The following is a 26,687-nucleotide window of genomic DNA, read 5'->3' as shown; positions in this document are numbered from 1 at the left end:
CTAAATGTATTAATTCCAGTTTTCGTCAAAATCTAAATTATCATAATCGCCTACATCAATATCATCATCTAATTCATTGAAATCATCATCAAGATCCTCAGCTTCAAACGCTTTTTCAGGAGCGGTATCAGGAATTTGACCATGAACATACATGAGGTTTGGGTAGTCGGCACCTTCAGCTTCATCTACAATTTCAGCAAGTTCTACAAAGAAGGTCCACATGTTTAAAAAGTCATACACATAAATCAATTTTGTTTGGGCTTCGTGTACAATATCATTAAGAATGGTTTCACTCATGGTTCTCACGGCATTTGCTCCTTCACTCACGTCAAACATCGAAATTTCCTCGCCTTGTTCCCAAACATCGTTGCTCACATAAAATGAGGCCATTTCTAATCCGTCAAAACCAAAAGACTGTGTGATAGTGTTATGTAAATCTTCAAGTGAATCCGTTTCTCGGATTTCAATATCTCTAAAAATATCGTCTTCAGTATCGTTATCAAGTATGACTCTAAATCTGTAAATCATGGTAATTAATTATAGCGCAAAGGTATGCTTTTTTTAAATTATTTACTGAAACGATGTAATGTAAATACCATAGCTGAAAGAAGCAAGAATGCTCCAGCTTGATGCGACACCCCTAACCAAACAGGAACAGTATATATTATAGTAAGAACACCTAGAATAAATTGAATAGCTAAGGTGGCTAATAGCAGTTTAACACCGATTGCTTGATATTTTGATAGGTCTAGCTTTTTAGTTTTTATCCAAATACCAACAATAAAAATCACAACAATATATGCTAAAGTTCTATGAGCAAACTGTACACCACTTCTACCTTCAATAAAGTTTTTATACAATGGTTGGTGTTCGGTATATACAGTTTCATGAATAAACTTACCTTCACTCATCATTGGCCAATGGTTATGCATAAAACCTGCATCTAAACCAGCTACAAATGCCCCATAGATAATTTGTAATATTAAAACGACTAAAGCGATTCTTATGAAGTTTCTTAGTTTTTTTTCAACCTCTTTTTTCTGTGGAAAGATTAAATCTAAGGCGACCCAAAATGTAAAAGCAAATGTTAGAAACGCCGTTGTTAAATGAGCGGCAAGACGATAATGGCTTACATCGGGATTATCGACCAAGCCACTTTTAACCATATACCAACCTAGAAAGCCTTGAAAAGCACCAAGAGCTAATAAAACGATACTTTTTTTGATAGTTGGCTTGGTTAATTGCTTTCGTATTAAAAAATATAAGAAAGGGATAATAAATACGAGTCCTATAAATCTGCCAATGACGCGATGCAACCATTCCCAGAAATAAATATCCTTAAAATCTTGTAGGTCAAAATGCGTATTTAATTTTTGATATTCAGGGTATTGTTTATAAAGATCAAAGGCTTCTTGCCATTCAACGTCATTCATAGGAGGAATAGTGCCAGAGATGAGCTTGTAATTTGATATAGATAATCCAGAATGTGTTAATCTGGTAATACCTCCAACAATAACCATTATAAAGATTAGAACGCAGCCAATAAGTAACCAATAGATGACTTTTTTATTATCCTTTTTCATTTAGACTAGTTTTTTTTCAAAGCACAAGCTATTGGTCATATTTATGTATTGACCATAGTTTGGAATATTAGTGTAATTGTTTTTTTTGTAGAATTGAACAGCTTCTTTTTGACGTATTCCTGTTTCAAGGACACAAGCTGTATAGCCTAGTTCATGAGCCCAAGTTTCTAAAGCGCTTAACACTTGCGAGGCTAAACCTTTACCTCTCGTTTGTGGTTTAGTATACATGCGTTTAATCTCAACACTAGAGGTGTTAAATTCTTTGAAGGCGCCACAAGCAACAGCTTCATTTTGGTCATAAACAAGAATCACGTGATTCAAGACATCAATACCATTAAATTGATTGTAAAATTCATGTTCATTCCCATCAGTCACCTTTAGATAGGCATCCAACTCTTTTATCAGGTTGCTAAAATCTTCATTTTTTGAATCTGTTCTTATGATTTTAATCATAATTGAGAATTTACTTTGAGTCCTAATCGTTCACCTTCTTTGAGCATAAGTTGATATGCGGCCTCATATTCATTAGGAATATCGCCTTCTAAAATGGCTTCTTTGATTACTTCTTTAATTTGACCAATTTCTCTTGATGGTTTTAAATTAAAGGTTTTCATAATTTCTTCTCCTGAAATTGGAGGTTGAAAATTACGTACATGATCACGAGCTTCTACTTCTTCAATTTTCTGACGAACAATTTTAAAATTGTTATGATACTTATTGAATTTTTTTGGATTCTTAGTTGTAATATCTGCTTCACACAAGGTCATTAGGTCTTCGACATAATCTCCAGCATCAAAAACCAAGCGTCTCACAGCAGAATCTGTGACGATGTCTTGAGCAAGAACAATAGGGCGAGAACTCATATATACCATTTTTTGAACAAACTTCATTTTGTCATTCAAAGGCATTTTTAGACGTTTGAATAAATGGTATACCATTTTGGCCCCTTCAAATTCATGCGCATGAAACGTCCAGCCTACTTTTTTGCTAAACTTCTTAGTTGGAGCTTTGCCAATATCATGGAGTAGTGCAGCCCAACGCAACCATAAGTTCTTAGTTGTTTTGGCAATATTATCAACAACCTCTAAGGTGTGATAAAAATTGTCCTTATGTGTTTGACCTTCAACTTCATCAATACCTTTAAGCGCTGTAAGCTCAGGCATGATGTGATCTAATAGCCCTGTTTTTTCTAAATGCAAAAATCCTATTGAGGGCTTATCACTTTCAAGAATTTTATGAAGCTCAACTACGATTCGTTCTTTAGTAATAATGGTAATACGGTCGTTGTTTTTTGATATGGCTTGAAGCGATTTAGATTCAATAGTGAAATTGAGTTGGGTAGCAAACCTAATTGCACGCATCATTCTCAGAGGGTCGTCACTATAAGTAATGTCAGGATCTAAAGGTGTACGTATGATTTTATCTTTTAAGTCTTGAATGCCATTAAAAGGATCTAGCAAATTTCCGAAGTGCTGTTCAGATAAATTTAAGGCCATGGCATTTATTGTAAAATCACGCCTATTTTGGTCATCTTGTAGTGTGCCGTTTTCAACAACTGGATTTCTACTGTTTTTAGAATATGATTCTTTTCGTGCTCCAACAAATTCAATATCCATTCCGTCATGCACTAACATAGCAGTTCCGTAGGTTTTAAACACCTGAACTTTTGGTTGAGAAGGCAAGTTTTTAGCCACTAGTTTAGCGAGAGCGATACCGCTTCCTATGGCAACAATATCAATATCTTTGTGTTCACCACGATTTAAAATGAAATCACGAACAAAACCACCAATAACATAACTATCGATTCCTAATTCTTGAGCAGACTTGCTAATAACCGCAAAAATGGGATGTTTTAGTGCTTGTTTATAATTCATTATTAAAATTGCTCGACGCAAGTTTTATTCTCGTATGATTTTTATAGAACCATCATTTCCTAGTTTGATAATTGACGATGGTTTTATATCACTTTTTTCGCTTTGCAAATTTACGACATAGTCCACACCTTTTAAAATCTCTTCACTTATTTCTTTGAATGATTTTGGAGTAGGCTGACCGCTAATATTTGCCGAAGTTGAGACCAGAGGTTTTTTTAATTGTTTAATGAGTTGTTCGCAAAATTTATCTTTGACAACTCTAATAGCCAAAGTATTGTCATTAGCGATTAGATTTTCTGCAACACCAGCCGGATTATCATAAATAATTGTGGTTGGCTTTACGGCGATATCTAAAATGTTATATGCCATTTGAGGTACATTATCAACATGTTTCTCTAACATAGAATAGTTATTGACCAGACATATGAGTGCTTTAGAATCTGCTCTTTGTTTGAGCTTGTAGACTTTCTTTACAGCTTCATAATTTGATGCATCACAACCAATTCCCCAAACAGTATCTGTAGGATAGAGAATCAATTTCCCTTGTTTAAGAATTGATAAGGCGTTTTCTATTTCGGTATCAAATATGCTCACTATGATTTAAATTTACAAGATGCAAATTTCGAGATTTTTTTTGATTTACTTGTTTTGTCTAGACCAACCCGTTCTCGTTTCGATAGAATTGATATAGAACAGTTCTTCTTCATCAAGATTCTCGTTGTCAATGTACCAAGGTAAGTGTCTTGCTTGATGCGGAATTCCAGTTCTCAATGTCAACGTTCTATTATCGCGTTGTCCAAGCTTAGAAAAAGGACGATAAAGGGCAAAAGTGGTATCTATTGCTGCTATAAATACATTGTCCTCTATGGTGTCTTTATGGTATCTACTTTCCCATTCAATAACTTTTTCTTTGTTGATATACGTATCAGGGAGATCGTCTATTTTGAGTGAAAAACCTACCTTGTGAGCTTTAGGGTATTTCTTTAACAACGAATAGAAGTATTCTAAAAAGTCATCTGGACAGTCTTCTATTGGAACAACATCAGGATCTGTATAGACATAATATGATGTTACGAATTTTAGCCATAATCCACTTTTCCAAAACGCTTTAGAGCCAAAGTTTTTTTCAAGGAAATGTACTTTATAAGGCGTGTTCTTGTAATATTCAAGAAGTGGCGGATAGGTAGATTGATTATCTAAAATATGAATGTTAGTATAGCCTCTTTTTTCTAAAGCTTCAATAAGTTTTAGAATTGTAGGTAATCGATTATAGTTATTTATGAAAATAGGAATGTTCTTGAAATCACTTGGCGTTTTACCAAATAATGCCCTAAATAATTTTGCAAAAATATTTTTGAACTTTCTCATGACACATAAAATTATGCTTTTTTTGCTACAGTTGCATACTGTACATAAAACATATCTGTAGCTGTAAACAATAATGGAATATTATATAAGTAAGGTTTTATTGACCCAGTTTTGTTTATACCTTTATGAGTGACTACTTCATAACCCAAACGCTCATACATGTTTCTGATACTTTTTTTAGTAAAAAAACGTAAATGTGTTTTGTCCATGACACCACTGCGTTCATATTCCCAACTCTTGTTGACAACAAGCTTTTTTAATGCACTGTGATATCTCATATTAGGTATTGAACTAATAATGATGCCTTTGTCTGTCAATTTAGATTGTATTTTTTCTAGAACCCAGTATGGATCCACTAGATGTTCAAGAACATCATTACAATAAATAACATCAAAATAGTCTTCTGGAAGGTCTTCAATAAAGTCTTCACAGGGACCGATAAAAACTTTGTCTAGAGTTTTTTTTGCCTCTTTGCCATGAGCTTTCATGTATTCAATTCCCCAAGTTTCAATTTGATACTTCTCCTTGATAACTGAGGCAAAAGCACCTTCACCACAACCAATATCTAAAACCGTCTTGGCATCGGTAGGGAAAAACTCAAGCATTTCCTCTCTTTCATTTTTATAGTAAGTGTTCGATTTATTGTTATAATCCATTTAATGTTTTATTGATGGTTAGTTAGTTAGTTAGTTAGTTAGTTAGTTAGTTAGTTAGTTAGTGCTGATTAATTTTTTGTCGCTGTTTTAGTGATTTTGATAATGGAGCGCCAATTAAAAAAATATAAAATAATTTCCAATAGCTAGGTTTTATAATCGATGTGAAAAAATAGCGAATAGAATAGTAAACAATTAGAATTTTGTGATGTAGCCATCCAAAGTGCTTTTTTATGTAATACAACAATGCGATTTTTTGCTCTATTTTTATATGTATGTTCTTTTTTATACTAGCACTTTTGTAGTGAATGTATTCTAGATCAGGTATTAAGTAGGTAAACTTATTCTTTTGTTTTAAAAGTCGTCTGCTTACATCAGATTCTTCGTAATACAGAAATAAATTAGTGTCAAAACCACCAATATCATCAAAGTCTTTTGCATCTATAAACATAAAAGACCCCTGAACATAATGCACTTTTGTAGGCTTATCGTACGTTTTTTTGCGATTGAGATAGGTAGATGGAAATAATGTTTCTAGTAAGGGTCTTCTTAAAATTTCACGCTGAATAGATGAAAAATGATCTATAGTTACTCTAAACTTTTTGTGTTCGTCCAACATTTGAGGAGAACATACGCCAGCATCAGTTGTTTGATCCATAAACGCTTTTAAATGGTATAAACAGTTTTCACTTACTTGTAGCGTGTCATTGTTTATGAATGCATAATATTTACAAGGTTCGGCATACTGAACACCCAACATGTTACCTGCGCCAAAACCAACATTGAGCTTACTTCTAATAAGCTTTACTTGCTTGGCATTTAATTCATCCACTTGTGTTTTTAATATGCTATAATCTTCAAAACGAGAGGCATTATCAATGACCACAATTTCATAACTAATCGAGTTTTGAGTATTGTCAATTATCGACTTGATACAGTCTATAGTATATTGAGACGTATTATAGTTTATTAAAATACAACTTACATCAATCATATTATTCTAATATAGCTTGCCAATGCTTAGCAATGTTTTCTGGTAGATAAAATACAGATTTTTTCTTAGCTGCTTCAGACATAGTCGTATCAAATACATTTAAACTTGTGACATAGTCTAAAGTGTCCTTTAAATGACCTTCATTAAAGATATAACCTATATCTTCTGAAATGATCTCTTTAGGACCAGAATGATCTGGTGCAATAGAAATTAAACCTTGAGCCATACTCTCAATGATGATTAGTCCAAATAGTTCTTCCCATTTTTTATTTCTTTTAGAATTAAGAAGCACATATTCATGAGTGCTTAGTAATTCGGCTAGCATCGTTTTATTTGACGTATGTTTTAAATACGTTATGTTTTTATAAGAACTAGCGTGGTCTTCAACTAAGTTTTGTTGAGGGCCTTTACCAATGACAGTTAGGGAGCATTTCTCATTTTTGGCAAAAAAATCAAGAATTTCTTCAATTCCTTTTTGCGGTACAAGTCTACCTAAATACACAAAACTTTGTCGCTTTCTTTTGGGTGTTATCTTAGTTGTGAATGCTTTATCTATCGCATGATAAACCACACTAATTTTTCTATCTTCAAGTGTATAATTTTCAAGTAGCTGTAATTTGCTTTGATGCGTTACAGCAAAAATATGTGAGACTTTTTCTTCAAGAAACTGTTTCCACGTATTAAAAACCTTTGGAGAATTTTTCTTTGTTTTTGGATGAAAGGATTTATCCCAAAATGTCCATGAGGTATGATAATATACTTGGTGTTTCTTCAAGTAATTCAATAATCCACCTAATTTAGAGTCAAAAGGCGCGATACCTAAAACAACTTTCTTGTCTTTCGAAAAAAGAAGACCTATCATGAACGCTGCATTCACCAATTGTTTTCTAAATAATTTGAAATCAAATTTAGTAAGCGACTTAAACAACTTACTCAATACTGAAAACTCTCTGTATTCAAGATTTATACCTTCTTTTTGAAGTAAAAACTGTAATCCTGTATAGTGACTATCTGCACCATTTTTATGTAAGATATAAACCGTTTGTTGTGGCATTATAATTTATGATAAGCTAATTGCAAATGTAGTGGATAATTTTATAATTTTACCCGATGAATAAATATGAGGTTGAAGTTGAATAAATATCAAGATGAAATAGCTAAAATCATAGCCAATCAGGCTAGTGAAAATTCAGCGAAGACCTTACAGTCTGACAGAAACCTGGTCACTAAACACACGCTTCAAGACGGTACCGAAATTGTCATTAAAGCATTCAAAATTCCGAATTTAATTAATAAGATCGCGTATCGTTACTTTAGGAAAAGTAAGGCCAAACGCTCTTTTGAATATGCTTCAAAACTAAGTGAGTTAGGTATTGGAACTCCAAAACCTATTCAATACATCGAAAATTTTAATTGGCTCGGACTCAGAACAAGTTATTATATTAGTTCTTTTGTGTCGTATGAACTGACCTATCGTGAATTGACGACTGATTTTGATATTGCTGACCACGATGCTATTTTGAGAGCTTTCACAAGGTTTACATATAGCTTGCACCAGAAGCAAATTAACTTTTTAGATCACTCACCAGGAAATACACTTATCAATAGGAGCGCCGAGGGTTATGATTTTTATTTGGTGGATTTAAACCGAATGGAATTTGAACCCATGGATTTTGAAACTCGCATCAAGAATTTTGCAAAGCTTACTATTCACAGGTCCATGATAGAAACGATGAGTGATGAATATGCAAAATGTACTGGAGAATCTTATGACACTATTTTTAATATGATGTGGAATTTCACTCAAGAATTTCAAAATAGATACCATCGTAAACGAAGAATTAAGAATAAAATTCTATTCTGGCGTAAAAAAAAGGCCTAAACTTTCCCTTTGTAAAGTTCTCTTAATTTAGAATACTTTAAAAATGTGATGTTAGCTGTTTGCTTGCATATTACATAACCATTAAACCCATCTAAAAAACCTAATCTTAAAAAATAGGACTTGAAAAAAGCCCAAAATGGATTAAACATAATTTTCCAAACAGGTGCTTTCTTTCCTAAATCGTAATAAGATTTAGCTGCAATTGTTGAAAAATGCTCGGTCTTTTGGTTAAACTCTGAATAACTCTGATAGGTAAGGTGTAGGATGTCACCTTTTAAATGCCCTGTCTTAGATGCCTCATGCAGTTGAACTTCGTCGTGAGGATTAATACCTTTCCATGCTGCTTTTCTGCGATCAAATACACGTAATTTTTTATTAGGATACCAATCGGAATGTTTGATCCATTGGCCACAAAAATTATTAAAACGATTACAATAGTAACCATCAAATGTCCAATTGGTCTTTAAATTGATTATTGATTTTTGAAGTTGTTCTGATAAAGATTCATCACCATCCAAAGACACAACATAGTCAAAAGCTGCTTGACCCAAAGCAAAGTTTTTTTGCTCGATATAACCTAAAAACTCCTGTTCTATAAATCTCACATTATGGTGCTCACAAATCGCTTTAGTACGATCTGTAGAATAAGAATCTACTACTAAAATTTCATCAACAACATCAATTAGAGACGTTATACAGTTTTCTATATTCCGTTCTTCGTTGTAAGTTATTATAACACCAGAAATCTTAATCATAAGTACTTAAAGTATTTGGTAAAAATAACTATTTTTGGAACAATGAAAACCATTGATGTTTCTGTAATTATAAGTACTTACAATACGCCAGAAAGTTTGCAAAAAGTGCTTTGGAGCTTTAATCAACAAACGATTAACAGCTTTGAGGTTGTTATAGCCGATGATGGTTCAACAGATGAAACAAAAGCTTTAATTGATGGAATGAGGCAGGAATTGAGTTATCCGATTCAACATATTTGGCAGGAGGACAACGGATTTCAGAAAACTAAGATATTGAATAAAGCAACAGTAGCTAGTCTTGGTGATTATTTAATTTATACAGATGGTGATTGTATTGCTCGTAAAGATTTTATTGAAACGCATTTAAAATTTCGCGCTAAAGGTTATGCCTTGTCTTCTGGATATTTTAAGTTAACAGAAGAAGTGTCAAGGATTGTTGGTCAGTCGGAAATAAAATCACAACTATGTTTTGATTCCGAATGGTTATTAAAAAATGGGCAACCAAAATCCTTTAAGATGAATAAACTCACAACATCAAAATTAAAGGCGGCCTTTTTGAATTTTATAACACCAACCAAAGCCACTTTTGATGGTATGAATGCATCAGCATGGAAAGCCGATATATTAGCTGTAAATGGCTTTGATGAGCGTATGCAATATGGAGGAGAAGATCGTGAACTTGGTGAACGCCTTATGAATTACGGTATCAGGTTTAAGCAAATACGTTATAGTGCTATCTGTTTGCACTTATTTCATGAAAGAAGTTATGTGACTCCAGATATGATCGAGAAAAATAATCAAATACGTGCAATAACTAAGCGAGACAAAATAATTAAAACGGACTTTGGAATTGATACAATTTAAAATTGCTTAAGGTAGCTTTTTAACTTCGGAATGATGAGTTCTGGTGGGAAGCTTTTGTACAGGGAAAATACATTGTTTTTTGCTTCTTTCAGTGTTTTACCTTCATACAGCTCTGGCTTAAAATCTTTTAAGTGAACCGATACATTTGAGGAATCATTTTCAAACATATTCCAAGAGTCTTTAGATATCCATGGAGAAAATACTGTAAACGTAGGAATATTCAAAGCTTTAGCCATATTTACAGCGCCACCTTCGTTACCAATTAGAGCAGTGCAATGATGAGTAATGGCAAGAAATTCGCGTAAACTCTTTCCAAAGACTTCAAAAAAGATGTGCTTTTTAGTGTCGGTTTTACAAAAGTTGTAGATTGTTTTTGCCTCATCTATTTGCTTTGGAATATAATTGAATAAAATTTGTCCGCCAGTGTCCTCAACAATCGTATCAATCAAATCTGCCATGTGTGGAAGGGGATAGGTCTTATTCTCACCACTTCCCAAGACACTTATCATAAATATTGGTTTTGATAAATCGATATTCGAATCTAACAAAAATTGTTTTGATCGTTCAGCTTCTTCAGGTGTGAGATACACTTTTGGTTTAATACATTCAGGAATCGAATTGCAAAGTGGTTTTAGTAATTGCAATCGGTGTTCAATAGCAATACTAGCTTTTGTTTTTGGTGTTTTGGGCTCTTTAAATGTATGTGTGTAGAAATGTGAAGTGTACCATTTTTGTTTTGAAATCTTAATTTTTGCTCCCGAAAATTTTGTCATTAAATTACTAGATAGCTTAGAGTAGACATCTATAACGGCATCATACTTTTCTTTTTTTAACGATTTTAAAAACGAAAGAAATGTTGATTTGCTTTCTTCCATTTCAGGAGTATAGAACAAAAATTTATCAATAAATGGATTGTTCTCAACCACAGGAAATGTATGCGAATTGATCACATAATGCAATTCTGCATTTGGATGCTCATTTTTAAGCGCTTCAAACAAAATGCTAGTAGTGAGTACATCACCAATCATTTTTTGTTGTATGATTAAGATTTTCAAATCCAGTTAGTTATTTGTCTTCTTTATAATTATCAAAGTTAATGTTGTTAGTCTTAAAAAAAGGATTTTTAAATTTAGATTTGTTTTTGACCACTAAGGCAGCATCAATTTCAATAAAATCTCCATGAGTTGCTGTTGTCATATCATACGATTTTCCTTCTATGATTAGACTCATATTAATAGCACCAACCTTTGCTGTGATATTTGGTTCGTAAGTCATAGAAGAAACCTCTTTTTTGAATCGAATAAGTTGTTCCTCTGTTAAACTGAAAGTACCCGAATTATTAATCATTTGGACGCTTTCTATTTTATCTACAGCGACAAAGTCACGAAACGTTAATACCCTATTTTTTTGACAAGATAGGACTGCAATTAATAAAAAGGAAACGGTGATTCTCTTTAACATATAGTTCGAGTTAATTACACAGCAACATCGTATTCACGTAATGCATCATTAAGCGATGTTTTTTTGTTGGTGCTTTCTTTACGTTTTCCAATAATTAATGCACATGGTACATTGTAATTTCCTGCCGAAAACGTTTTTGTATAACTGCCAGGTATAACCACAGAGCGTTCTGGAACAACACCTTTCATTTCTACTGGTGTATCTCCAGTAACATCAATAATTTTAGTGCTCATGGTTAGCACAACATTAGCACCTAAAACAGCTTCTTTCTCAACACGAACGCCTTCAACCACAATACAACGCGAGCCAATAAAGGCACCATCTTCTATAATTACAGGTGCTGCTTGCAATGGTTCTAATACACCACCAATACCAACGCCACCAGATAAGTGTACATTTTTTCCTATTTGAGCACAACTACCAACTGTTGCCCAAGTATCTACCATAGTGCCTTCATCAACATAAGCACCAATATTTACATAACTAGGCATTAAAATAGTTCCTGGGGAAATATAAGCACCATGACGTGCCACTGCATTGGGGACAACACGAATACCTTTCTTTTCATAATCACGTTTTAAAGGGATTTTATCATGGTATTCAAAAATTCCAGCTTCAAGTGTTTCCATTTTCTGAATTGGAAAATAAAGCACAACTGCTTTTTTTACCCATTCATTTACTTGCCATCCATTTGGAGTGGGCTCGGCAACTCTAAGCGTTCCTTCATCTAATAAGTTAATGACCTGTCGTATACTTTTAATCGTATCATCACTAGTCAATAATGAACGATCATCCCAAGCTTTTTCTATAGTATCCTGTAGTTGTTTCATATTGAAATTTATCTGCTATTTGCACAAAGATAATGGTATAATTGATTAGAATAAATTCTGAATTAATAAAAAAATAAAATATATGTGACCTTTTAAAAAGTGTTGTGTCTTAATTAATGTGAATTATTATTAGTCGGGCATTTTCCCTAAAACTAATGCCTAGACATTTTAATAATTAATAGCTAATTTTTGTGAAAACTCTCCTTCTCCCTTAGGAGAGTTTTCTATTTTTTTTGAAATCATGTGACCTATTAAAAAATGATGTGTCTAAATAATTGGTTTTGAGTTAATAATAGCAATAGCCCTATATACCCTTTTAATATAATAGCAAGACTAAAAACCTTTCTTCGCCCCAAGAAAGGTTTTTTATGCGAAACGTTAGAGTTGTGATTTGATGAAGTGGAATTTTATGAAAAAACTATAGATAATCCCTAATCTATACCCTATCTAACTAATAGCTACTAAAAACCTTTCTTAAACATAAGAAAGGTTTTTTTATAGAGGTGTGTGACTTTTTTTAAATAGGTGTGTCTTAATTATATAAACATGAACTGTTTAAGGTAGAGGGTGAATAGTTTCATGGATTTATTAATAGTTGATTATTTTAAAACTCTTCTTTGATTTATAAAGAAGAGTTTTTTTATGGCATTAAGATTGATAAACAAGATTATAAGATTAACTTTGCAAAATGGCGAGAATTTTAGCTTTAGATTACGGAACAAAACGAACAGGAATAGCAGTTACAGATGAGTTGCAAATTATAGCTTCTGGTCTTACAACTGTAGAGACTAAAGCATTAATTCCATTTTTAAAGACTTATATATCTAAAGAGAATGTTGAGTTGATAATTGTAGGAGAACCTAAGCAAATGAATTTTGAAGCTTCGGAAAGTGAGGTTTTTATAGCAAAATTTTTAGAGACACTTACAAAAGAAATACCTCATTTACCAGTTAAGCGTGTAGATGAGCGATTTACCTCTAAGATGGCATTTCAAACAATGATTGATAGTGGACTCAAAAAAAAGCAACGTCAAGATAAGGCCTTGGTTGATGAAATTAGCGCGACGATTATTCTTCAAAGTTATTTGTATAACCAGTCTTAAAACCGTCTTAAAAGTTCTCAAATAATAATAAGAATCGTATTTTTGCATCCGAAAATTACAATATAATGATATTACCAGTTGTTGCTTATGGCGACCCAGTCTTAAGAAAAAAAGCGAAGACTATTACTAAAGATTATCCTAATCTTGATGCACTAATCGAGAATATGAAAGATACTATGTATGGTGCTTATGGTGTTGGATTAGCTGCGCCTCAAATTGGTTTACCCATCCGTTTGTTTTTAGTAGATACTGAGCCTTTTGCTGAAGATGAGACCTATACAGAAGAGGAACAAGAACAGCTTAAAAACTTTCAACGTACATTTATTAATGCCGAAATTTTAGAAGAAGAAGGTGATGAGTGGGCATTTAATGAAGGATGTTTAAGTATTCCTGATGTTAGAGAAGATGTATTTAGAAAGCCTAAAGTTACCATAAAGTATCAGGATGAAAATTTTAAGGAGCACACCGAAGTATTTGATGGGTTAATCGCTAGAGTAGTGCAACATGAGTATGATCATATAGAGGGTATTTTATTTACTGATAAACTATCATCACTAAAAAAACGTTTGATTAAAGGGAAATTAACTAATATTTCCAAAGGAAAAATAAAAGTAGATTACAGAATGCGCTTCCCATTAATGAAAAAGAAGCGTTAATACTGAAACATAATACCATGAGTTTAGACAAAATACTTTCCATTTCAGGAAAACCAGGATTATATAAAATAGTAGCACAAACACGTAGTGGCTTTGTTGCAGAATCTTTAATTGATAAGAAGAAAATGGCAGTTAACATTCACAATAACATTAGTGTGCTAAGTGAGATTGCTGTTTATACCTTAACAGAAGAATTACCTTTAAGAGAGGTTTTTAAAAAAATTAGAGATAAAGAAAATGCACAGACGACATCTATTAGTCATAAAGATTCTAAAGACACTTTAGAAGAATATTTCTTTGGTGTATTACCAGATTATGATGAAGACCGTGTTTATGCTAGCGATATCAAAAAAATTGTACAATGGTATAATTTACTTCAAAAACATGATATGCTGGATGCCTTAGAAGAGGACGAAGAAGTTACAGCAGACGAAGAAGAATAGGCGTCGTTGATAGATTGTTCATATTAAACTATACTTAGAATTTCTATCTGAGGGAAAGCGTCGTATTTTTGAAATCTAATGTCAAAAAAATGTCCAAAAAAACCCAACAGTTAAAAGCTTTTGAACGCTTACTCATCATTATGGATGAGTTGCGTGAGCAATGTCCATGGGACAAAAAGCAAACCCTACAAACACTTCGTCATTTAACGATTGAAGAAGTTTATGAACTTGGTGATGCCATTCTAGATAATGATCTTGATGAGGTCAAGAAAGAATTAGGAGACGTGTTGCTTCATATCGTGTTTTATTCAAAAATTGGTAGTGAAACCAATGCTTTTGATATTGCAGATGTGTGTCATAGCATTTGTGATAAATTGGTTGAGCGTCATCCTCATATCTACGGAGATGTAACGGTTAATGATGAAGAGGACGTCAAACGAAATTGGGAACAATTAAAGCTCAAAGAAGGAAAAAAAAGTGTTTTAGAAGGTGTGCCAAAAAGTTTGCCTGCTATGGTAAAGGCCAACCGCATTCAGGATAAAGTCGCTGGAGTTGGCTTTGATTGGGAAGAGCCGCATCAAGTTTTTGAAAAGGTAAAAGAGGAGTTGGGTGAACTTCAGGACGAGGTAAACAAAGGTGACCAAGATAACATTGAAAGCGAATTTGGAGATGTGTTGTTTTCTATGATTAATTATGCACGGTTTTTAAAAATAGATCCTGAAAGTGCTCTGGAGCGTACTAATAAAAAATTCATGAAACGTTTCCAATATTTGGAACAAAAATCTAAAGATTTAGAGCAGCCATTATCTGAGATGACCCTTGCTCAAATGGACGTTTTTTGGGAAGAAGCAAAAAAAATATAATTTTTTTTAATTTTCGTAATCCAAAACAATCAAACCACTCGTATATAAATCAGATAGGAACTTATAAAAGTTTCTTAATCATAAGTAGGTAATCTTAATGTAGTAGTTAAGCGGACACATTAAGATTTAAAATTTAGTTTAGTTAGGGGTAAAATCCTGTCTGTTTTCTCAGACAGGATTTTATTATTTATACACTCTCCATAATTTTTTCGTAAGCAAGTTTCACTAAAAGTCAAATTTTAGAAAATAGTTGTGTATTTCAAAAATGTAAAGTATATTTGTCATATAGTAAAAATATTTTTACTTAATATAAAATATATTTGTCAATTATGAATAAAGAGAAAATGATGGATTGCGAACGTAATCGATTTCAAAAGTTTATTAATTTTAGATTATCACATCGATTTATGCCTATTGGAATTGCCGTAGTGCTTCTGTCGATAACTGCAATGTTTGTACGTGCTTTTGCTTTAGATGGTGATACGCTATGGCTAAAACACATCTTGCAAAAAACTATGCTCGTTGGTTTATTAATTATGTCGTTGTCCAAAGATAAAGAGGAAGATGAAATGACCATAAGCTTAAGAGCTCAATCCTATGCGATTGCTTTTGTGATTGGAGTTATTTATGCATTGGTGATGCCTTATGTTGAATTTGGAGTGTCTAATGTTGTGAACTCTGAAGGGCAAGCCTTTAAAGACTTAGGAGACTTTCAGGTTTTATTGTTCATGCTTATGATACAATTATTGTTTTATCATAACTTAAAGCGTTATAGATAATGGAAAACACAATTAAAGTAGAACGCGCAATTTTGAGTTTAACTCAAGATGATTTAGCTAAAAAAATTGGTGTGTCTAGACAGACAATAAATTCGATAGAAGCCAATAGATATGTACCTTCAACTGTTTTAGCACTAAAACTATCTGAAGTGTTTAGTAAACCTGTTAATGATTTTTTTAAACTATCCCAAGATGATTAGAATAAGCTTGTTTTTAGTATCTATGATTATATACCTTGTCTTAATATTGATGTAAGCTTTTTCATTCCTTTAGTAGCAGTATCTGCAATAACTGTAAGATTGGTTTGACTATTAATAGCTGGTTTTGGGTCTATAAAAAATTTTGGTGTAGATGGTTTTACATAATTCATTAATCCCGCAGCAGGATAAACTTGCATAGAGGTGCCTATGATTAATAAAACATCTGCTGTTTCACAAAGAGTAATAGCTTTATCTATCATTGGTACGTCCTCACCAAACCAAACAATATGAGGCCGTAATTGATGTCCTTGAGCACAAAGATCACCAAGCTTTAAATCAGTTGTCCAAGATTGTATGTCGTTATAATTTTTTGTGCTTCTCACTTTAAGAAGTTCACCATGTAGATGAACTACATTACTGCTTCCAGCACGTTCATGCAAGTCATCTACGTTTTGTGTAATTACAGTGGTTTTGTAATCTTCCTCTAGAGCTGCTAGATCTCTATGAGCGCTATTCGGTTGTACTTCAAATAGTTGTTTACGACGTTGATTATAAAACTCTAGAACGAGTTCTGGGTTTTTAGCAAAACCTTGTGGTGTAGCGACGTCCATAACATCATGGCCTTCCCATAGGCCATCTGCATCTCTAAAGGTCTTTATGCCACTTTCTGCACTTATTCCAGCACCTGTTAAAACGACAAGATGTTTCATAGCGTACTAGTTTTTTTCTTTTTTCTTTTTCCAATCTTTAAAATCTTTAGATTTTGAAAACGTTTCAAGAATGTTTTCTCCATACTCGTCATCCTCTTCTATATATTCTATAATTGCAGGTTTATCATAGCCATCTGCAATTAACTCATCAAGATAATTTACAGCTTTTGGGTAATCATCCATCATAATTAATGTATTGAGGTAACCGGCTTGACCTTCAAAAAAATCAGGATAGTTTTCAGCAGTATACTTAAAATAATTCAACGCGAGATCATAGTTTTGATCTTCAAAAGCCACAGAGGCTTTTATATAGTTTAAAAAATCATCTTCTGTGGCGTTTTGTAATTGATTAATAACTTGAATTGCTTCAAAGTACTCACTTTTATAAATATGATAATCGATTTTATTTAGTAGTATTGTTGGATCATCTGGAAATGTGTTAATCAAATCTTCTAAAGATTTTAAATACTTCTCGTCATCAATCTGGCTAGCAATTAGACTTTTAAAAATGAGTAAGAACTTCTCTTTTGCCAATTCAGACTTTAGGCCATCCATAATCTCATAGGCTTTTATAAAGTTTCCATTTTTATTATGCATAATGGCTTTAAAAAGGTCTTTAGATTCTTCGTTTGGCGATGATTCTAAGAGTCCGAATAATTTTTTTTCTGGAAGCGTATAGGTCATTAGTCTACCCAAGGTTTCGGTGAAATGCTCGCCAGATAAATACACATACATATCAGAAAATTGAATCTCGTCATTCTCTTTATGGATTCTGAAATCATGATAATTCATTCCAGACTCAGAAGAATACATTCTAAATAATGCGTAATAAGTTTGAGCTTCTTGATCATAACGATAACTTATAAAGTCGTAATATGCGCCATTTTCGACTTCCATGATGATTTCATTTGGAAATGAGTTCAAGGCGCGCTTCATACCAATTAAAAACCCTTTAATGTAGCTGTCTTCTGTATCTATTGATGGGTTTACACTTAAAATGCGTTCAAAAAAGACTTTATCATTAAGTTTAGAGATGAAGGCTTCAGAATCATTGTTGTGTACAGTGGCGGCAATGAATTCTCCAAATTCTAATATTTTTTGTGTATTTTTTTCACTGTATGAAACGGTATCTTTACGTATGTCATTAGTTAGCTCTTGCGCACTAACAATAGAACAACTAAAGATTGCAATTGAAAAAAAGTACAATTGTTTTTTATATCCCATTGAGTTTTATATTTTCATAAATATAAATCATTTTTCATGATAGACGTCAAACTTTTACAACATCTTGAAAGTTATTTAACAGACCAACGTAAAGAAAAATTTACGAACATATTAGCGCAGCGTACCAAACATTTTACAGTTGCCACAGAGGATGTTTATCAGTTACATAATACCAGTGCTGTGATACGTAGTTGTGATGTTTTTGGGATTCAAGAAGTAAATATCATTGAAGAACGAAATACAAAACGCATTGATAGGGAAATAGCCATGGGAGCGCAAAAGTGGGTAGATTTAAACCGCTACCATTCCGTGAAAGAGGCGATTAATGACCTCAAGGGAAAAGGGTACCAAATTGTAGCAACGACACCACATGAGGATGATAGCTTACTTGAAGATTTTGATGTTACAAAACCGTCTTGTTTTTTCTTCGGAAGGGAAATGAGCGGACTCTCAGCTGAAGTGATTGAAGCTGCCGATTGTTTTTTGAAAATACCTATGGTAGGTTTTACTGAAAGTTTAAATATATCAGTATCTGCTGCTATAATTCTTCAACATGTTACTACAAAACTTAAACAAACTAATGTGAATTGGAAATTAACTGAAGATGAACAGTTAGAAAAACGACTAGATTGGTGTAAAAAAACGATAAAAAGTCATAAAGAAATTATAGAGCGTTTTTATCAAACCTGATAATTTCGTAATTTTAAAACAACAACCAAAACTCTATAATTATGATAGTTCTTTACATTTTAGGAGGAATAGTAGCGCTTATTATTCTTCTCGCTTTAATAGCACCTAAACATTACAAAGTTGATAGAAGTATAATAATTGATAAACCACTTCCCGAGGTATTCAATTATTTGAAACACATAAAAAATCAAGATCATTGGTCACCTTGGAAAAAGAAAGATCCCGATATGACTCAAGAATTTATTGGAACCGATGGACAAGTTGGCTTTACGGTCAAATGGGACGGAAATAAAGAAGTTGGAACAGGTGAGCAGGAAATCATGAATATTGTTGAAAATGATAGAGTAGAAGCGAGGTTACGTTTTTTTAAACCATGGAAATCTGAATCTGATGCTGTGACTAGAGTTGATGATGCTGGTGATGGAAAAACAAAAGTGACATGGGGATTTTCAGGAATTAATAAAGTGCCTGCTAACATTTTTATGATGCTATACAATGTTGATAAGCATGTAGGTAAAGATTTTGAAGAGGGCTTAGCAAGTTTAAAAGAGATATTAGAAACATAATAGTTATGGAACACAATATGGTAGGATGGTTCGAAATTCCAGTACATGATATGGATAGAGCCAAAGCATTTTATGAGGCCGTTTTTGAAGTAGATATTGCTATTCATGATTTTGGAGGCATACTTATGGGATGGTTTCCTTTTGATGAAAAAAAGCCGGGAGCCACAGGTACTTTAATTAAGCAAGAGAGTTATATTCCTAGTCAGGAAGGGACTTTAGTCTATTTTGTAAGTAGTAATGTGCAAAATGAATTAGACCGAATTGAAACTGCAGGCGGACAAATATATCAGCCTAAAACACAAATTTCTCCAGAACATGGTTTTATGGCAGTTTTTATTGATACTGAAGGTAATAGGGTTGCATTGCATTCTAATAAATAGTATTGTAAACTGCTGATAATCTGATATTTCTGTAGTTTGCGTGATTTAATTTGCTTGTTTGTGCTATAGCTTTAGATTAGTCCTAATAATTAGCTATTATTAAAGTGACTATTTTAACCAATCAATTAAAATCATTACTGCCCTCATTTATTTCTGTTTTTGTCTTTTCACTTAGTGTTATAGGCATCGTTTTATATGTTCATTATTCTAAAAATATTGCACTAGAGACTCTTACAGGTGATCCGGCTGTAATTGCACAACTTCCTGCATATATTGGTGTGTTATCTCAGTTTGGCATTTTTTTATGGGCTGCTACTGCAGCTATATGTTTATTTTGCAGTCAACTCGTAAAAAATAAACGTCTCAAAGCATTTGTGGTTTCTTCAGCTTTGATTTCTATGTTGCTAGGATTTGATGATGTCTTTATGTTGCACGAATCTGTTTTACCATCGCTAGGCATTTCACAAAAAATAGTTTACTTAAGCTATTTTGTCATTATATCAGCGTACGCTTTGACTTTTTTTAAAGTGCTTTTGCTCACAGATTATTTATTGCTATTGTGTGCGCTTTTTTGGTTTGGTACCTCTTTGTTCGTAGACAATTTCTTTTACGAATCTTCGCCTTACATTACAAAATTGCTTGAAGATGGCGCTAAATTTATAGGTATTGTAAGTTGGTTATTTTATTTTACGAGAACTTGTAGACAAATATTTCAGAATCAGACCTTAAAATCTTCCAGATTTATTTCTGTTTAAGATTTTATATTCTTCATAGCATTCACTTATGGCGTCTAGGATTTGAAGATCATTAGCAGATTGAATAAAGTCTTTAGAGTAGTTACATTGGTTAACAATTTCGTCGAGATCAAAACGATCGACTTCTAATAATACCATTAGCATTTCACGATCAAAACGAGAAGCTAAAAGATTTCTAATCTCATCGTCCTTCTTCATTTTCTTTAGTTTTCTTAGTTCTCGAGGCTTTTTACCAAACATATTATGCAAGAAATCGGCCGGATTAAAAATAGCACCAAGAACTTTGCTAACCGCATTAGGCCTTTTGTTTCCGGCTTCATAACCTTTGTTTGATAACCCAGAAATACTATACCTATAATTAGATTTAATAGGGACTTGCTTAACATCTATTTCTAGATAGCCTGTTAGCTTTAATTGATTAACAACTACTTCTTCTAAAGCCAGCGCTAATTCTGTCATACCTATTTTGGTCTCACCAAACTTTAACCAGTCGTTTGTAACTCTTACTTTAATGGATTTATATCCTAAATACGATAAGTGAAGTGTATCATTTACTTGAGCCTTAATTTCGAAATTACCATCGTCATCAGTTGAAGTTCCTATTACCTGATTAAGGTTTACAATATTTACACGATCTATAGGTTTATCTGTACTTAAATCAATGATAGTACCTCTCACACTAGTCGCTACTTTCACACTAGTTGAGTCTTGACTTGTTGAGTCTTTGACTTTAGTGTTTTGATTTTTAGCGTCTTGTGAAAATCCTGTAGTTAGGGCAAAAGCAAATAAAAATACTGTAAATAAATATTTCATACACTTATAATATGTGTTAAAAGTACTAAACAAATTGCATACCACTAAGTAAGTAGACGTAAATTTGACTTAATATTAACAACATAGTTTAAAAAAACCTCATGAAGTTGTCATGAGGTTTATGTATTAAAATTTAATCTCTGCGTCGAGATCGTCTTGGTCTATCAGAAACCGGTTTACGATCAGAACGTCTAGATTCACCAGATTCTCTTTCAGAACGTCGTCTATCTTTTCTGTTTCCAGAGTTTTCACTAGAGCGCCTGTCGCTTCGTCTTCCTGAGTTTTCTGATGAACGTCTATCGCTTCGGTTACCAGAACCAGAATCACTGCGTCTAGAACGTCTTTCACCTCTAGGTTTGTCATCACGTCTGCGTCGTCCACCTCCATCACGTCGTCTTCCGCCTCGGTTTCGTCCACCTCCTCTGTCTTCGCTAACTTCAACATTTACAAAACGTCCGTTGTGCTTAAAATCGGTAAAAAAGGCTAATACTTTCTCTTGAATCGTTTTTTCCGTATTAAAGAAAGAGAAACTATCCTTAACATCTACCTTGAATACATCATCACGACCTAGCTCTAAGACTTCTTTTAAGAAATCTTTCAACTTCATCCAATCGTAACCATCTTTTCGACCTACATTAATAAAGTAACGTGTTTCGTTACCACTTCCTCCATATCCACGTCCTTCACCTTCAGAATCTCTGGAAGAACTTGCTACATTTAGATCTTTTGATTTTTGGTAATAGTTAAAGAATCGAGAGAATTCTACAGAGAAGAATTTTTTAATCAATTCATCCTTATCAGTATCTTCAAATAATTCGTTTATCGCCGAAAGATACTTGTCAATTTCATGATTGACTTCTGTATTATGAACTTTATTAGCAAGAGACATTAACTGAACTTGGCAGATTTCCATACCATCAGGAATTTCCTTTTTCTCAAATTCCTTTTTGATGATACGCTCGATACTTTTAATCTTACGTACCTCACTTTTCGAAACAATAACCATAGAAACACCAGTTTTTCCGGCACGACCTGTACGTCCAGAGCGGTGTGTGTAGGTTTCTATTTCATCTGGTAATTGGTAATTGATCACATGGGTAATATCGTCTACATCAATTCCACGAGCAGCAACATCTGTAGCAACAAGCATTTGTATTTGCTTGTTTCTAAATGATTTCATTACAAGGTCTCGTTGGTTTTGACTTAAATCACCATGCAATGCGCCAGCACTATAACCATCTTCAATTAAGTTTTCAGCTACTTTTTGAGTATCGCGTTTTGTGCGACAGAAAATCACCGAAAAGATATCAGGGTTGGCATCTGCTAAACGCTTTAAAGCTTGGTAACGATCTCTGGCATTTACTAAGTAAAATTCGTGAGATACTTGGCTTGTGCTTTCATTTCTGTTTCCAACAGTGATCTCAATTGGATCGTGCATAAAATCTCTAGCGATTCGTGCCACCTCTTTTGGCATTGTCGCAGAGAATAACCATGTGTTTTTATCTTCAGGAGTATGTGATAAGATATCAGTAATATCTTCATAGAATCCCATGTTTAGCATTTCATCAGCTTCATCTAAAACCGAATATTCAATTTTAGAAATATCTACCATATTTCGGCTAATCATATCTTTCATTCGACCAGGAGTAGCAACAATAATTTGTGCACCACGCTTTACTTGTCGTGCTTGATCTGTAATGCTGGCTCCACCATAAATTGCAACTACATTCAAGCCTTTACAGTGCTTTCCGTAGAGCTTTAATTCGTTTGTGATTTGTAAACACAATTCACGTGTTGGTGATAAGATCAATCCTTGAGTCGTACGACTATCAATATCGATCTTTTGTAGCATTGGAAAACCAAATGCAGCTGTTTTACCAGTACCTGTTTGCGCTAAAGCAACGAGATCTGATTCTTCTTCTAATAAAATTGGGATGGCTTTTGCTTGTACATCACTAGGTGTTTCAAATCCTAGATCATTAATAGCAGCAAGCAGGTCTTCGTTAAGACCGAGTTCTTGGAATGTGCTCATTCTTTTGTTTGTATTCGATTATGTTCTTTGGTGTTACAAAAGAAGCGAATCGACATACTAAACACTTAAACTTCTAGGTAACACATCCTCACTCTGAGGAATTTAGCGTCCCGATCCTTCGGGAATTTCAAGGTGCAAAGATAGACTATTATTTGGATAATCAATATTTTGGCGTTTTAACACGCTCTCACAAGTCGCTTTTTTCCAAAAGAGCTCCAACAATTGCTCCATCGTTAACGCGAGATTTGATCGTTTGTCTTTATTTGATACTAAATTTTAAATAGAGATTAAATACTTACCTATAGCCTATTTCTTGGTTTTAAATAGGAGTTCAAAGGCATCATAAACTGCTAGATGCAAAGTATCACCATGATCTAAATCTTCAAAAAAACCAAAATAGACCTGTGTGTTTTCCTTTTTGTTTGATTTTAATGTTTTGAATAAGTCTGTAGCAGCTTTCTCCATAATAGGACCTTCTTTTCCTACACCTACATAAATGCTTTTTTTCGTCGTATAGGCTTTTGGTTTTGACTTTAATAATGAATTATCGTCCCACCACAGACTCGGACTCACAATGATATAATTATCAAAGAGGTCAGGTTTCTTAAACAAGATTTCTGTAGCTAATAAACCGCCTAATGACTGACCTATAATTGTCTTGGTTGTATTAGTTCTGTAATTTTGATCGATATAGGGCTGTAATTCGGTGCCTAAGAAGTTTATAAATGCTTCAGACTTACCTGTCGTAGGGAAATCTGCTTTATCCTTTTTATTAGAAGTTGGATAAGTGAAATCTCGTTTTCTATCCACATTAGAAATACCAACAACAATAGATTCAGGAAGCATTTTAATCCAAGAAAATGATCCAAACTGTACAAGTCCAGAAATATGCAAAAAGTCTTCATCGATTGAACCATCTAATAAATAAATTACAGGATAGGTTTTTAACGAGTCTTGAACATAACTATGAGGTAGATAGATGTTTAATGTTCTATTTTCATTCAGAATTTTAGAATCCAAGATCACTTTTTCACCAATTGATAATACGGCCTTAGATGTTTCGCTAATTGGAGTTTGCGCATGTATTTGGCAAGCGATTGTTGATATAATAAGGGCTATTAATGTTTTGAGTGTCATATAAGCTAGAGTTGATTTAAAAAATTAACAAGTAATCTTACTGCTTTTCCACGATGTCCAATCTTATTTTTTTCTTCCAAAGAGATTTCGGCAAAGGTTTTATCATAACCTTCTGCTTTAAAAATTGGATCATAGCCAAACCCTTTGTTCCCTTGTTTGGTTGTGGTAATCGCGCCTTTACAGATTCCTGTAAACGTTTCTAATTTGCCATTAAGATCTAGAGCAATAACCGTTTTAAATTGTGCAGTTCTATCAGGCTTTTCTTTAAGGTTGTTAAGCAAAAGATCCATATTGTTATTGGCATCACGTGATTCACCAGCATAGCGTGCGCTAAAAACACCAGGTTCGCCATTAAGCGCTTCAACCTCTAAACCAGTGTCATCTGCAAAACAGTCATAACCATAATGATCTTTGATATATACAGCTTTTTGAATCGCATTACCTTCAATAGTCATTTGCGTTTCAGGTACATCTTCAAAACAACCAATATCTTTTAAACTAAGCAGTTGTATATGATCAGGAATGAGTGCTTGTACTTCTTTAAGCTTATTTAAATTGTTGGTAGCGAAAACGAGTTGCATATGGATAAGAGTTTAAATCAAAAGTATATATTTTTACTTAAATTGTGACTTAAATTTTAACTTGATCAACCATGCTTACCAAACTCGGCGAAAAATTCACAGATATCTTTCAAAAGTATATGCCAAGTGCCTTTGTATTTGCTATCCTGTTAACTTTAGTTGCAGCTTTGGGAGCCTATTTTTGGGCTGATGCCTCACCAGTAAAGATTATTAAATCATGGTATAATGGTTTTTTCGAGTTGCTAAAATTTGGGATGCAGATCGTGTTGATTATTATTACTGGTTTTAGTATCGCATTATCTCCAAAAATAAAACGAGGTATTGAAAAATTGACAGTATATATCAAAACACCAAAACAGGTATATATGTTTGTTTTAGTGGTTGGAACTTTATTGTCATTTGTGAGTTTTGGATGGATTGTTATTACTTGTTTATTAGCAAGAGAATTAGCTTTACGCGTCAAAGGTGTTAATTACCCGTTTTTAATTGCGTGTACCTATTTTACATTTGGTGGATGGGTGAGCGGTTTGTCAAGTTCTATTCCATTATTACTAAATACCAATGATAATTTTTTGATTGAGAAAAATGTACTGTCTAATGTAATTTCTACAAGTTTTACGTTGGGCTCTACATTAAACTTGTTAATGATCGCAGTATTTGTTCTTGTGCCACCTGTATTGTTTTTGTTTTTAATTCCGAAAAACACAAAAGGCAAAGAGCTAAAAGACTTATTAAAGCCAGGCTACGAATCTCAAGAGGAATCTATTGAAGAAGAAGCTGAAAGTTTCAAACTTCCTATAAAGGCTATTTCAGATACTTTAAATAATTCATTTTTATTATCAATTCTCATTTTTGCTATGGGCTTGGCTTATATCGTTGTCCATTTTGTTGAAAACGGATTTGATGTGAATCTAAATATCATGATATTCATTTTTTTAATGTTAGGACTATTAATGCACAAAACACCTATGCGCTATAGTATTGCGATGAAACGTGCGAGTAATAATATTTCTGGAGTGTTATTTCAATATCCGTTTTATGCTGGTATTATGGGAATTATGATGTATACAGGAGTTGGTGAGCAACTCACAGATGCATTGTTATCTGTTATGACTATAGATACCTATCCGTTTTATGCCTATCTCACAGGAGGCGTTGTTAACTTTGCGATTCCGTCAGCAGGAGGTGAATTTGCTGTTGTTGGTCCTAGTATGATTGAGGCGGTTAAAGATATTGGAACAGGATTACCACCTGATCAAGTAACAGCTATGGTGTCTCGTGCATCATTATCTGTCGCTTATGGAGAAAGTTTGAGTAATATGTTACAGCCATTCTTTATATTATTGGTGTTGCCAGTAATGGGAGCAGGAGTAAAGTTACAGGCTAGAGATATTATGGGTTATTTGGTAGTGCCTTTTATTATATTTTTTATTATTCAAGCGTTGATGGTTCTTTATGTACCGTTATAGACTTTGTAGCTATTGTCTTTTTT

At 33.4% G+C, this 26,687-nt stretch carries 32 protein-coding genes; 13 read left to right on the top strand and 19 right to left on the bottom strand.

From position 1 onward, the window contains the following. Positions 1 to 9 precede the first annotated feature (9 nt). The 9 genes from KWG70_RS16660 to KWG70_RS16620 are packed head-to-tail and all read right to left on the bottom strand — an operon-like array spanning position 10 to position 7,526. A complete protein-coding gene (locus KWG70_RS16660) occupies positions 10 to 528 on the bottom strand; it encodes a plasmid pRiA4b ORF-3 family protein (protein WP_230937176.1) in 519 nt (172 codons plus the stop codon). A gap of 38 nt (positions 529 to 566) precedes the next feature. Further along, positions 567 to 1,583 carry a COX15/CtaA family protein gene (locus KWG70_RS16655; protein WP_230937175.1) on the bottom strand — a complete coding sequence of 339 codons (1,017 nt, stop codon included), beginning with the start codon at positions 1,581 to 1,583 and terminating at the stop codon, positions 567 to 569. Further along, entirely contained in the window at positions 1,584 to 2,036 is a 453-nt protein-coding gene (locus KWG70_RS16650) for a GNAT family N-acetyltransferase (protein ID WP_230937174.1), read from the bottom strand. Next, on the bottom strand, positions 2,033 to 3,457 hold the full coding sequence (locus tag KWG70_RS16645) for a CCA tRNA nucleotidyltransferase (RefSeq protein ID WP_230937173.1): 1,425 nt from the start codon (positions 3,455 to 3,457) through the stop codon (positions 2,033 to 2,035). Before KWG70_RS16645 ends, KWG70_RS16650 begins: the two co-directional genes overlap by 4 nt. A gap of 24 nt (positions 3,458 to 3,481) precedes the next feature. Beyond that, positions 3,482 to 4,051 (bottom strand): L-threonylcarbamoyladenylate synthase, encoded by a 570-nt coding sequence (locus KWG70_RS16640; protein WP_230937172.1) that lies wholly within the window; start codon positions 4,049 to 4,051, stop codon positions 3,482 to 3,484. Between the two features lie 45 nt (positions 4,052 to 4,096). Further along, a complete protein-coding gene (locus tag KWG70_RS16635; RefSeq protein ID WP_230937171.1) occupies positions 4,097 to 4,825 on the bottom strand; it encodes a glycosyltransferase family 2 protein in 729 nt (242 codons plus the stop codon). A gap of 11 nt (positions 4,826 to 4,836) precedes the next feature. Further along, positions 4,837 to 5,481 (bottom strand): class I SAM-dependent methyltransferase, encoded by a 645-nt coding sequence (locus KWG70_RS16630; protein WP_230937170.1) that lies wholly within the window; start codon positions 5,479 to 5,481, stop codon positions 4,837 to 4,839. 58 nt (positions 5,482 to 5,539) lie between these two features. Next, a complete protein-coding gene (locus KWG70_RS16625) occupies positions 5,540 to 6,472 on the bottom strand; it encodes a glycosyltransferase family 2 protein (protein WP_230937169.1) in 933 nt (310 codons plus the stop codon). Between the two features lies 1 nt (position 6,473). After that, on the bottom strand, positions 6,474 to 7,526 hold the full coding sequence (locus KWG70_RS16620; protein ID WP_230937168.1) for a glycosyltransferase family 4 protein: 1,053 nt from the start codon (positions 7,524 to 7,526) through the stop codon (positions 6,474 to 6,476). Between the two features lie 78 nt (positions 7,527 to 7,604). On the opposite strand from KWG70_RS16620, the gene KWG70_RS16615 reads away from it, so the two are divergent. Continuing rightward, entirely contained in the window at positions 7,605 to 8,354 is a 750-nt protein-coding gene (locus tag KWG70_RS16615) for a Kdo domain containing protein (RefSeq protein WP_230937167.1), read from the top strand. Here KWG70_RS16615 and KWG70_RS16610 read toward each other — a convergent pair. Further along, the gene (locus tag KWG70_RS16610) at positions 8,351 to 9,109 is read right to left on the bottom strand and encodes a glycosyltransferase family 2 protein (RefSeq protein WP_230937166.1); all 759 of its coding nucleotides are present in this window, start codon (positions 9,107 to 9,109) and stop codon (positions 8,351 to 8,353) included. The two genes, KWG70_RS16615 and KWG70_RS16610, sit on opposite strands and share 4 nt — an antisense overlap. A gap of 42 nt (positions 9,110 to 9,151) precedes the next feature. On the opposite strand from KWG70_RS16610, the gene KWG70_RS16605 reads away from it, so the two are divergent. Further along, complete coding sequence (locus KWG70_RS16605; RefSeq protein WP_230937165.1) at positions 9,152 to 9,973, top strand: glycosyltransferase family 2 protein; 822 nt, start codon at positions 9,152 to 9,154, stop codon at positions 9,971 to 9,973. On the opposite strand, the gene KWG70_RS16600 is transcribed toward KWG70_RS16605, so the two are convergent. From KWG70_RS16600 to KWG70_RS16590, 3 genes are read right to left on the bottom strand one after another with little or no spacing between them, the layout of a single operon-like run. Then, entirely contained in the window at positions 9,970 to 11,028 is a 1,059-nt protein-coding gene (locus tag KWG70_RS16600) for a glycosyltransferase family 9 protein (RefSeq protein WP_230937164.1), read from the bottom strand. The genes KWG70_RS16605 and KWG70_RS16600 overlap by 4 nt on opposite strands. A gap of 10 nt (positions 11,029 to 11,038) precedes the next feature. After that, on the bottom strand, positions 11,039 to 11,434 hold the full coding sequence (locus KWG70_RS16595) for a hypothetical protein (RefSeq protein WP_230937163.1): 396 nt from the start codon (positions 11,432 to 11,434) through the stop codon (positions 11,039 to 11,041). A 14-nt stretch (positions 11,435 to 11,448) separates the two neighbouring features. Further along, positions 11,449 to 12,264 carry a 2,3,4,5-tetrahydropyridine-2,6-dicarboxylate N-succinyltransferase gene (locus tag KWG70_RS16590; RefSeq protein WP_230937162.1) on the bottom strand — a complete coding sequence of 272 codons (816 nt, stop codon included), beginning with the start codon at positions 12,262 to 12,264 and terminating at the stop codon, positions 11,449 to 11,451. A gap of 688 nt (positions 12,265 to 12,952) precedes the next feature. On the opposite strand from KWG70_RS16590, the gene ruvX reads away from it, so the two are divergent. The 6 genes from ruvX (at position 12,953) to KWG70_RS16560 (ending at position 16,307) form a co-directional block, all read left to right on the top strand. Then, positions 12,953 to 13,366 carry a Holliday junction resolvase RuvX gene (gene ruvX, locus KWG70_RS16585; RefSeq protein WP_230937161.1) on the top strand — a complete coding sequence of 138 codons (414 nt, stop codon included), beginning with the start codon at positions 12,953 to 12,955 and terminating at the stop codon, positions 13,364 to 13,366. Positions 13,367 to 13,431: 65 nt separating this feature from the next. Further along, the gene (gene def, locus KWG70_RS16580) at positions 13,432 to 14,022 is read left to right on the top strand and encodes a peptide deformylase (RefSeq protein WP_230937160.1); all 591 of its coding nucleotides are present in this window, start codon (positions 13,432 to 13,434) and stop codon (positions 14,020 to 14,022) included. 17 nt (positions 14,023 to 14,039) lie between these two features. Continuing rightward, positions 14,040 to 14,465 carry a DUF5606 family protein gene (locus KWG70_RS16575; RefSeq protein WP_230937159.1) on the top strand — a complete coding sequence of 142 codons (426 nt, stop codon included), beginning with the start codon at positions 14,040 to 14,042 and terminating at the stop codon, positions 14,463 to 14,465. A gap of 89 nt (positions 14,466 to 14,554) precedes the next feature. Next, complete coding sequence (mazG, locus tag KWG70_RS16570; protein WP_230937158.1) at positions 14,555 to 15,328, top strand: nucleoside triphosphate pyrophosphohydrolase; 774 nt, start codon at positions 14,555 to 14,557, stop codon at positions 15,326 to 15,328. A 329-nt stretch (positions 15,329 to 15,657) separates the two neighbouring features. Beyond that, positions 15,658 to 16,107 carry a hypothetical protein gene (locus tag KWG70_RS16565; RefSeq protein WP_230937157.1) on the top strand — a complete coding sequence of 150 codons (450 nt, stop codon included), beginning with the start codon at positions 15,658 to 15,660 and terminating at the stop codon, positions 16,105 to 16,107. After that, positions 16,107 to 16,307 (top strand): helix-turn-helix transcriptional regulator, encoded by a 201-nt coding sequence (locus tag KWG70_RS16560; protein WP_230937156.1) that lies wholly within the window; start codon positions 16,107 to 16,109, stop codon positions 16,305 to 16,307. Before KWG70_RS16565 ends, KWG70_RS16560 begins: the two co-directional genes overlap by 1 nt. Positions 16,308 to 16,333: 26 nt before the next feature. Here KWG70_RS16560 and KWG70_RS16555 read toward each other — a convergent pair whose 3' ends face one another. Continuing rightward, positions 16,334 to 17,017 (bottom strand): SIR2 family NAD-dependent protein deacylase, encoded by a 684-nt coding sequence (locus KWG70_RS16555; RefSeq protein WP_230937155.1) that lies wholly within the window; start codon positions 17,015 to 17,017, stop codon positions 16,334 to 16,336. Between the two features lie 6 nt (positions 17,018 to 17,023). After that, on the bottom strand, positions 17,024 to 18,241 hold the full coding sequence (locus tag KWG70_RS16550; RefSeq protein ID WP_230937154.1) for a tetratricopeptide repeat protein: 1,218 nt from the start codon (positions 18,239 to 18,241) through the stop codon (positions 17,024 to 17,026). 36 nt (positions 18,242 to 18,277) lie between these two features. Between KWG70_RS16550 and KWG70_RS16545 the strand changes: the two genes are divergently transcribed. The 4 genes from KWG70_RS16545 (at position 18,278) to KWG70_RS16530 (ending at position 20,632) form a co-directional block, all read left to right on the top strand. Then, the gene (locus KWG70_RS16545; RefSeq protein WP_230937153.1) at positions 18,278 to 18,931 is read left to right on the top strand and encodes a TrmH family RNA methyltransferase; all 654 of its coding nucleotides are present in this window, start codon (positions 18,278 to 18,280) and stop codon (positions 18,929 to 18,931) included. Between the two features lie 41 nt (positions 18,932 to 18,972). Beyond that, entirely contained in the window at positions 18,973 to 19,497 is a 525-nt protein-coding gene (locus tag KWG70_RS16540; protein WP_230937152.1) for an SRPBCC family protein, read from the top strand. A gap of 5 nt (positions 19,498 to 19,502) precedes the next feature. Next, positions 19,503 to 19,877: a VOC family protein gene (locus KWG70_RS16535; protein ID WP_230937151.1), complete on the top strand. Its 375-nt coding sequence runs from the start codon at positions 19,503 to 19,505 to the stop codon at positions 19,875 to 19,877. Positions 19,878 to 19,981: 104 nt separating this feature from the next. Continuing rightward, positions 19,982 to 20,632: a hypothetical protein gene (locus KWG70_RS16530; protein ID WP_230937150.1), complete on the top strand. Its 651-nt coding sequence runs from the start codon at positions 19,982 to 19,984 to the stop codon at positions 20,630 to 20,632. Here the strand turns inward: KWG70_RS16530 and KWG70_RS16525 are convergent. From KWG70_RS16525 to KWG70_RS16510, 4 genes are all read right to left on the bottom strand, one after another. Next, positions 20,603 to 21,445, bottom strand: coding sequence for a carboxypeptidase-like regulatory domain-containing protein (locus tag KWG70_RS16525; RefSeq protein WP_230937149.1), 843 nt, complete (start codon positions 21,443 to 21,445; stop codon positions 20,603 to 20,605). The genes KWG70_RS16530 and KWG70_RS16525 overlap by 30 nt on opposite strands. A gap of 133 nt (positions 21,446 to 21,578) precedes the next feature. Then, the gene (locus KWG70_RS16520; RefSeq protein ID WP_230937148.1) at positions 21,579 to 23,477 is read right to left on the bottom strand and encodes a DEAD/DEAH box helicase; all 1,899 of its coding nucleotides are present in this window, start codon (positions 23,475 to 23,477) and stop codon (positions 21,579 to 21,581) included. 306 nt (positions 23,478 to 23,783) lie between these two features. Further along, positions 23,784 to 24,614 carry an alpha/beta hydrolase gene (locus KWG70_RS16515; protein ID WP_230937147.1) on the bottom strand — a complete coding sequence of 277 codons (831 nt, stop codon included), beginning with the start codon at positions 24,612 to 24,614 and terminating at the stop codon, positions 23,784 to 23,786. Positions 24,615 to 24,619: 5 nt separating this feature from the next. Continuing rightward, the gene (locus tag KWG70_RS16510; RefSeq protein ID WP_230937146.1) at positions 24,620 to 25,195 is read right to left on the bottom strand and encodes a non-canonical purine NTP diphosphatase; all 576 of its coding nucleotides are present in this window, start codon (positions 25,193 to 25,195) and stop codon (positions 24,620 to 24,622) included. Positions 25,196 to 25,266: 71 nt separating this feature from the next. Between KWG70_RS16510 and KWG70_RS16505 the strand changes: the two genes are divergently transcribed. After that, a complete protein-coding gene (locus KWG70_RS16505; RefSeq protein WP_230937145.1) occupies positions 25,267 to 26,664 on the top strand; it encodes a short-chain fatty acid transporter in 1,398 nt (465 codons plus the stop codon). Positions 26,665 to 26,687: the final 23 nt, after the last annotated feature.

Origin of the sequence: Psychroserpens luteolus (assembly GCF_021032705.1) — a bacterium.
Classification (GTDB): domain Bacteria; phylum Bacteroidota; class Bacteroidia; order Flavobacteriales; family Flavobacteriaceae; genus Psychroserpens; species Psychroserpens luteolus.
Note: the sequence above shows the minus strand (reverse complement) of the source record. Positions and strands in the feature narration are given on the sequence as shown.

Excerpts from the sequence above, each read along its gene's own strand:
- KWG70_RS16660 (WP_230937176.1), bottom strand. The coding sequence starts at position 528 with ATGATTTACAGATTTAGAGTCATACTTGATAACGATACTGAAGACGAT.
- KWG70_RS16655 (WP_230937175.1), bottom strand. The coding sequence starts at position 1,583 with ATGAAAAAGGATAATAAAAAAGTCATCTATTGGTTACTTATTGGCTGC.
- KWG70_RS16650 (WP_230937174.1), bottom strand. The coding sequence starts at position 2,036 with ATGATTAAAATCATAAGAACAGATTCAAAAAATGAAGATTTTAGCAAC.
- KWG70_RS16645 (WP_230937173.1), bottom strand. The coding sequence starts at position 3,457 with ATGAATTATAAACAAGCACTAAAACATCCCATTTTTGCGGTTATTAGC.
- KWG70_RS16635 (WP_230937171.1), bottom strand. The coding sequence starts at position 4,825 with ATGAGAAAGTTCAAAAATATTTTTGCAAAATTATTTAGGGCATTATTT.
- KWG70_RS16630 (WP_230937170.1), bottom strand. The coding sequence starts at position 5,481 with ATGGATTATAACAATAAATCGAACACTTACTATAAAAATGAAAGAGAG.
- KWG70_RS16625 (WP_230937169.1), bottom strand. The coding sequence starts at position 6,472 with ATGATTGATGTAAGTTGTATTTTAATAAACTATAATACGTCTCAATAT.
- KWG70_RS16620 (WP_230937168.1), bottom strand. The coding sequence starts at position 7,526 with ATGCCACAACAAACGGTTTATATCTTACATAAAAATGGTGCAGATAGT.
- KWG70_RS16610 (WP_230937166.1), bottom strand. The coding sequence starts at position 9,109 with ATGATTAAGATTTCTGGTGTTATAATAACTTACAACGAAGAACGGAAT.
- KWG70_RS16605 (WP_230937165.1), top strand. The coding sequence starts at position 9,152 with ATGAAAACCATTGATGTTTCTGTAATTATAAGTACTTACAATACGCCA.
- KWG70_RS16595 (WP_230937163.1), bottom strand. The coding sequence starts at position 11,434 with ATGTTAAAGAGAATCACCGTTTCCTTTTTATTAATTGCAGTCCTATCT.
- KWG70_RS16590 (WP_230937162.1), bottom strand. The coding sequence starts at position 12,264 with ATGAAACAACTACAGGATACTATAGAAAAAGCTTGGGATGATCGTTCA.
- ruvX (WP_230937161.1), top strand. The coding sequence starts at position 12,953 with ATGGCGAGAATTTTAGCTTTAGATTACGGAACAAAACGAACAGGAATA.
- def (WP_230937160.1), top strand. The coding sequence starts at position 13,432 with ATGATATTACCAGTTGTTGCTTATGGCGACCCAGTCTTAAGAAAAAAA.
- KWG70_RS16575 (WP_230937159.1), top strand. The coding sequence starts at position 14,040 with ATGAGTTTAGACAAAATACTTTCCATTTCAGGAAAACCAGGATTATAT.
- mazG (WP_230937158.1), top strand. The coding sequence starts at position 14,555 with ATGTCCAAAAAAACCCAACAGTTAAAAGCTTTTGAACGCTTACTCATC.
- KWG70_RS16565 (WP_230937157.1), top strand. The coding sequence starts at position 15,658 with ATGAATAAAGAGAAAATGATGGATTGCGAACGTAATCGATTTCAAAAG.
- KWG70_RS16560 (WP_230937156.1), top strand. The coding sequence starts at position 16,107 with ATGGAAAACACAATTAAAGTAGAACGCGCAATTTTGAGTTTAACTCAA.
- KWG70_RS16555 (WP_230937155.1), bottom strand. The coding sequence starts at position 17,017 with ATGAAACATCTTGTCGTTTTAACAGGTGCTGGAATAAGTGCAGAAAGT.
- KWG70_RS16550 (WP_230937154.1), bottom strand. The coding sequence starts at position 18,241 with ATGGGATATAAAAAACAATTGTACTTTTTTTCAATTGCAATCTTTAGT.
- KWG70_RS16545 (WP_230937153.1), top strand. The coding sequence starts at position 18,278 with ATGATAGACGTCAAACTTTTACAACATCTTGAAAGTTATTTAACAGAC.
- KWG70_RS16540 (WP_230937152.1), top strand. The coding sequence starts at position 18,973 with ATGATAGTTCTTTACATTTTAGGAGGAATAGTAGCGCTTATTATTCTT.
- KWG70_RS16535 (WP_230937151.1), top strand. The coding sequence starts at position 19,503 with ATGGAACACAATATGGTAGGATGGTTCGAAATTCCAGTACATGATATG.
- KWG70_RS16525 (WP_230937149.1), bottom strand. The coding sequence starts at position 21,445 with ATGAAATATTTATTTACAGTATTTTTATTTGCTTTTGCCCTAACTACA.
- KWG70_RS16520 (WP_230937148.1), bottom strand. The coding sequence starts at position 23,477 with ATGAGCACATTCCAAGAACTCGGTCTTAACGAAGACCTGCTTGCTGCT.
- KWG70_RS16515 (WP_230937147.1), bottom strand. The coding sequence starts at position 24,614 with ATGACACTCAAAACATTAATAGCCCTTATTATATCAACAATCGCTTGC.
- KWG70_RS16510 (WP_230937146.1), bottom strand. The coding sequence starts at position 25,195 with ATGCAACTCGTTTTCGCTACCAACAATTTAAATAAGCTTAAAGAAGTA.
- KWG70_RS16505 (WP_230937145.1), top strand. The coding sequence starts at position 25,267 with ATGCTTACCAAACTCGGCGAAAAATTCACAGATATCTTTCAAAAGTAT.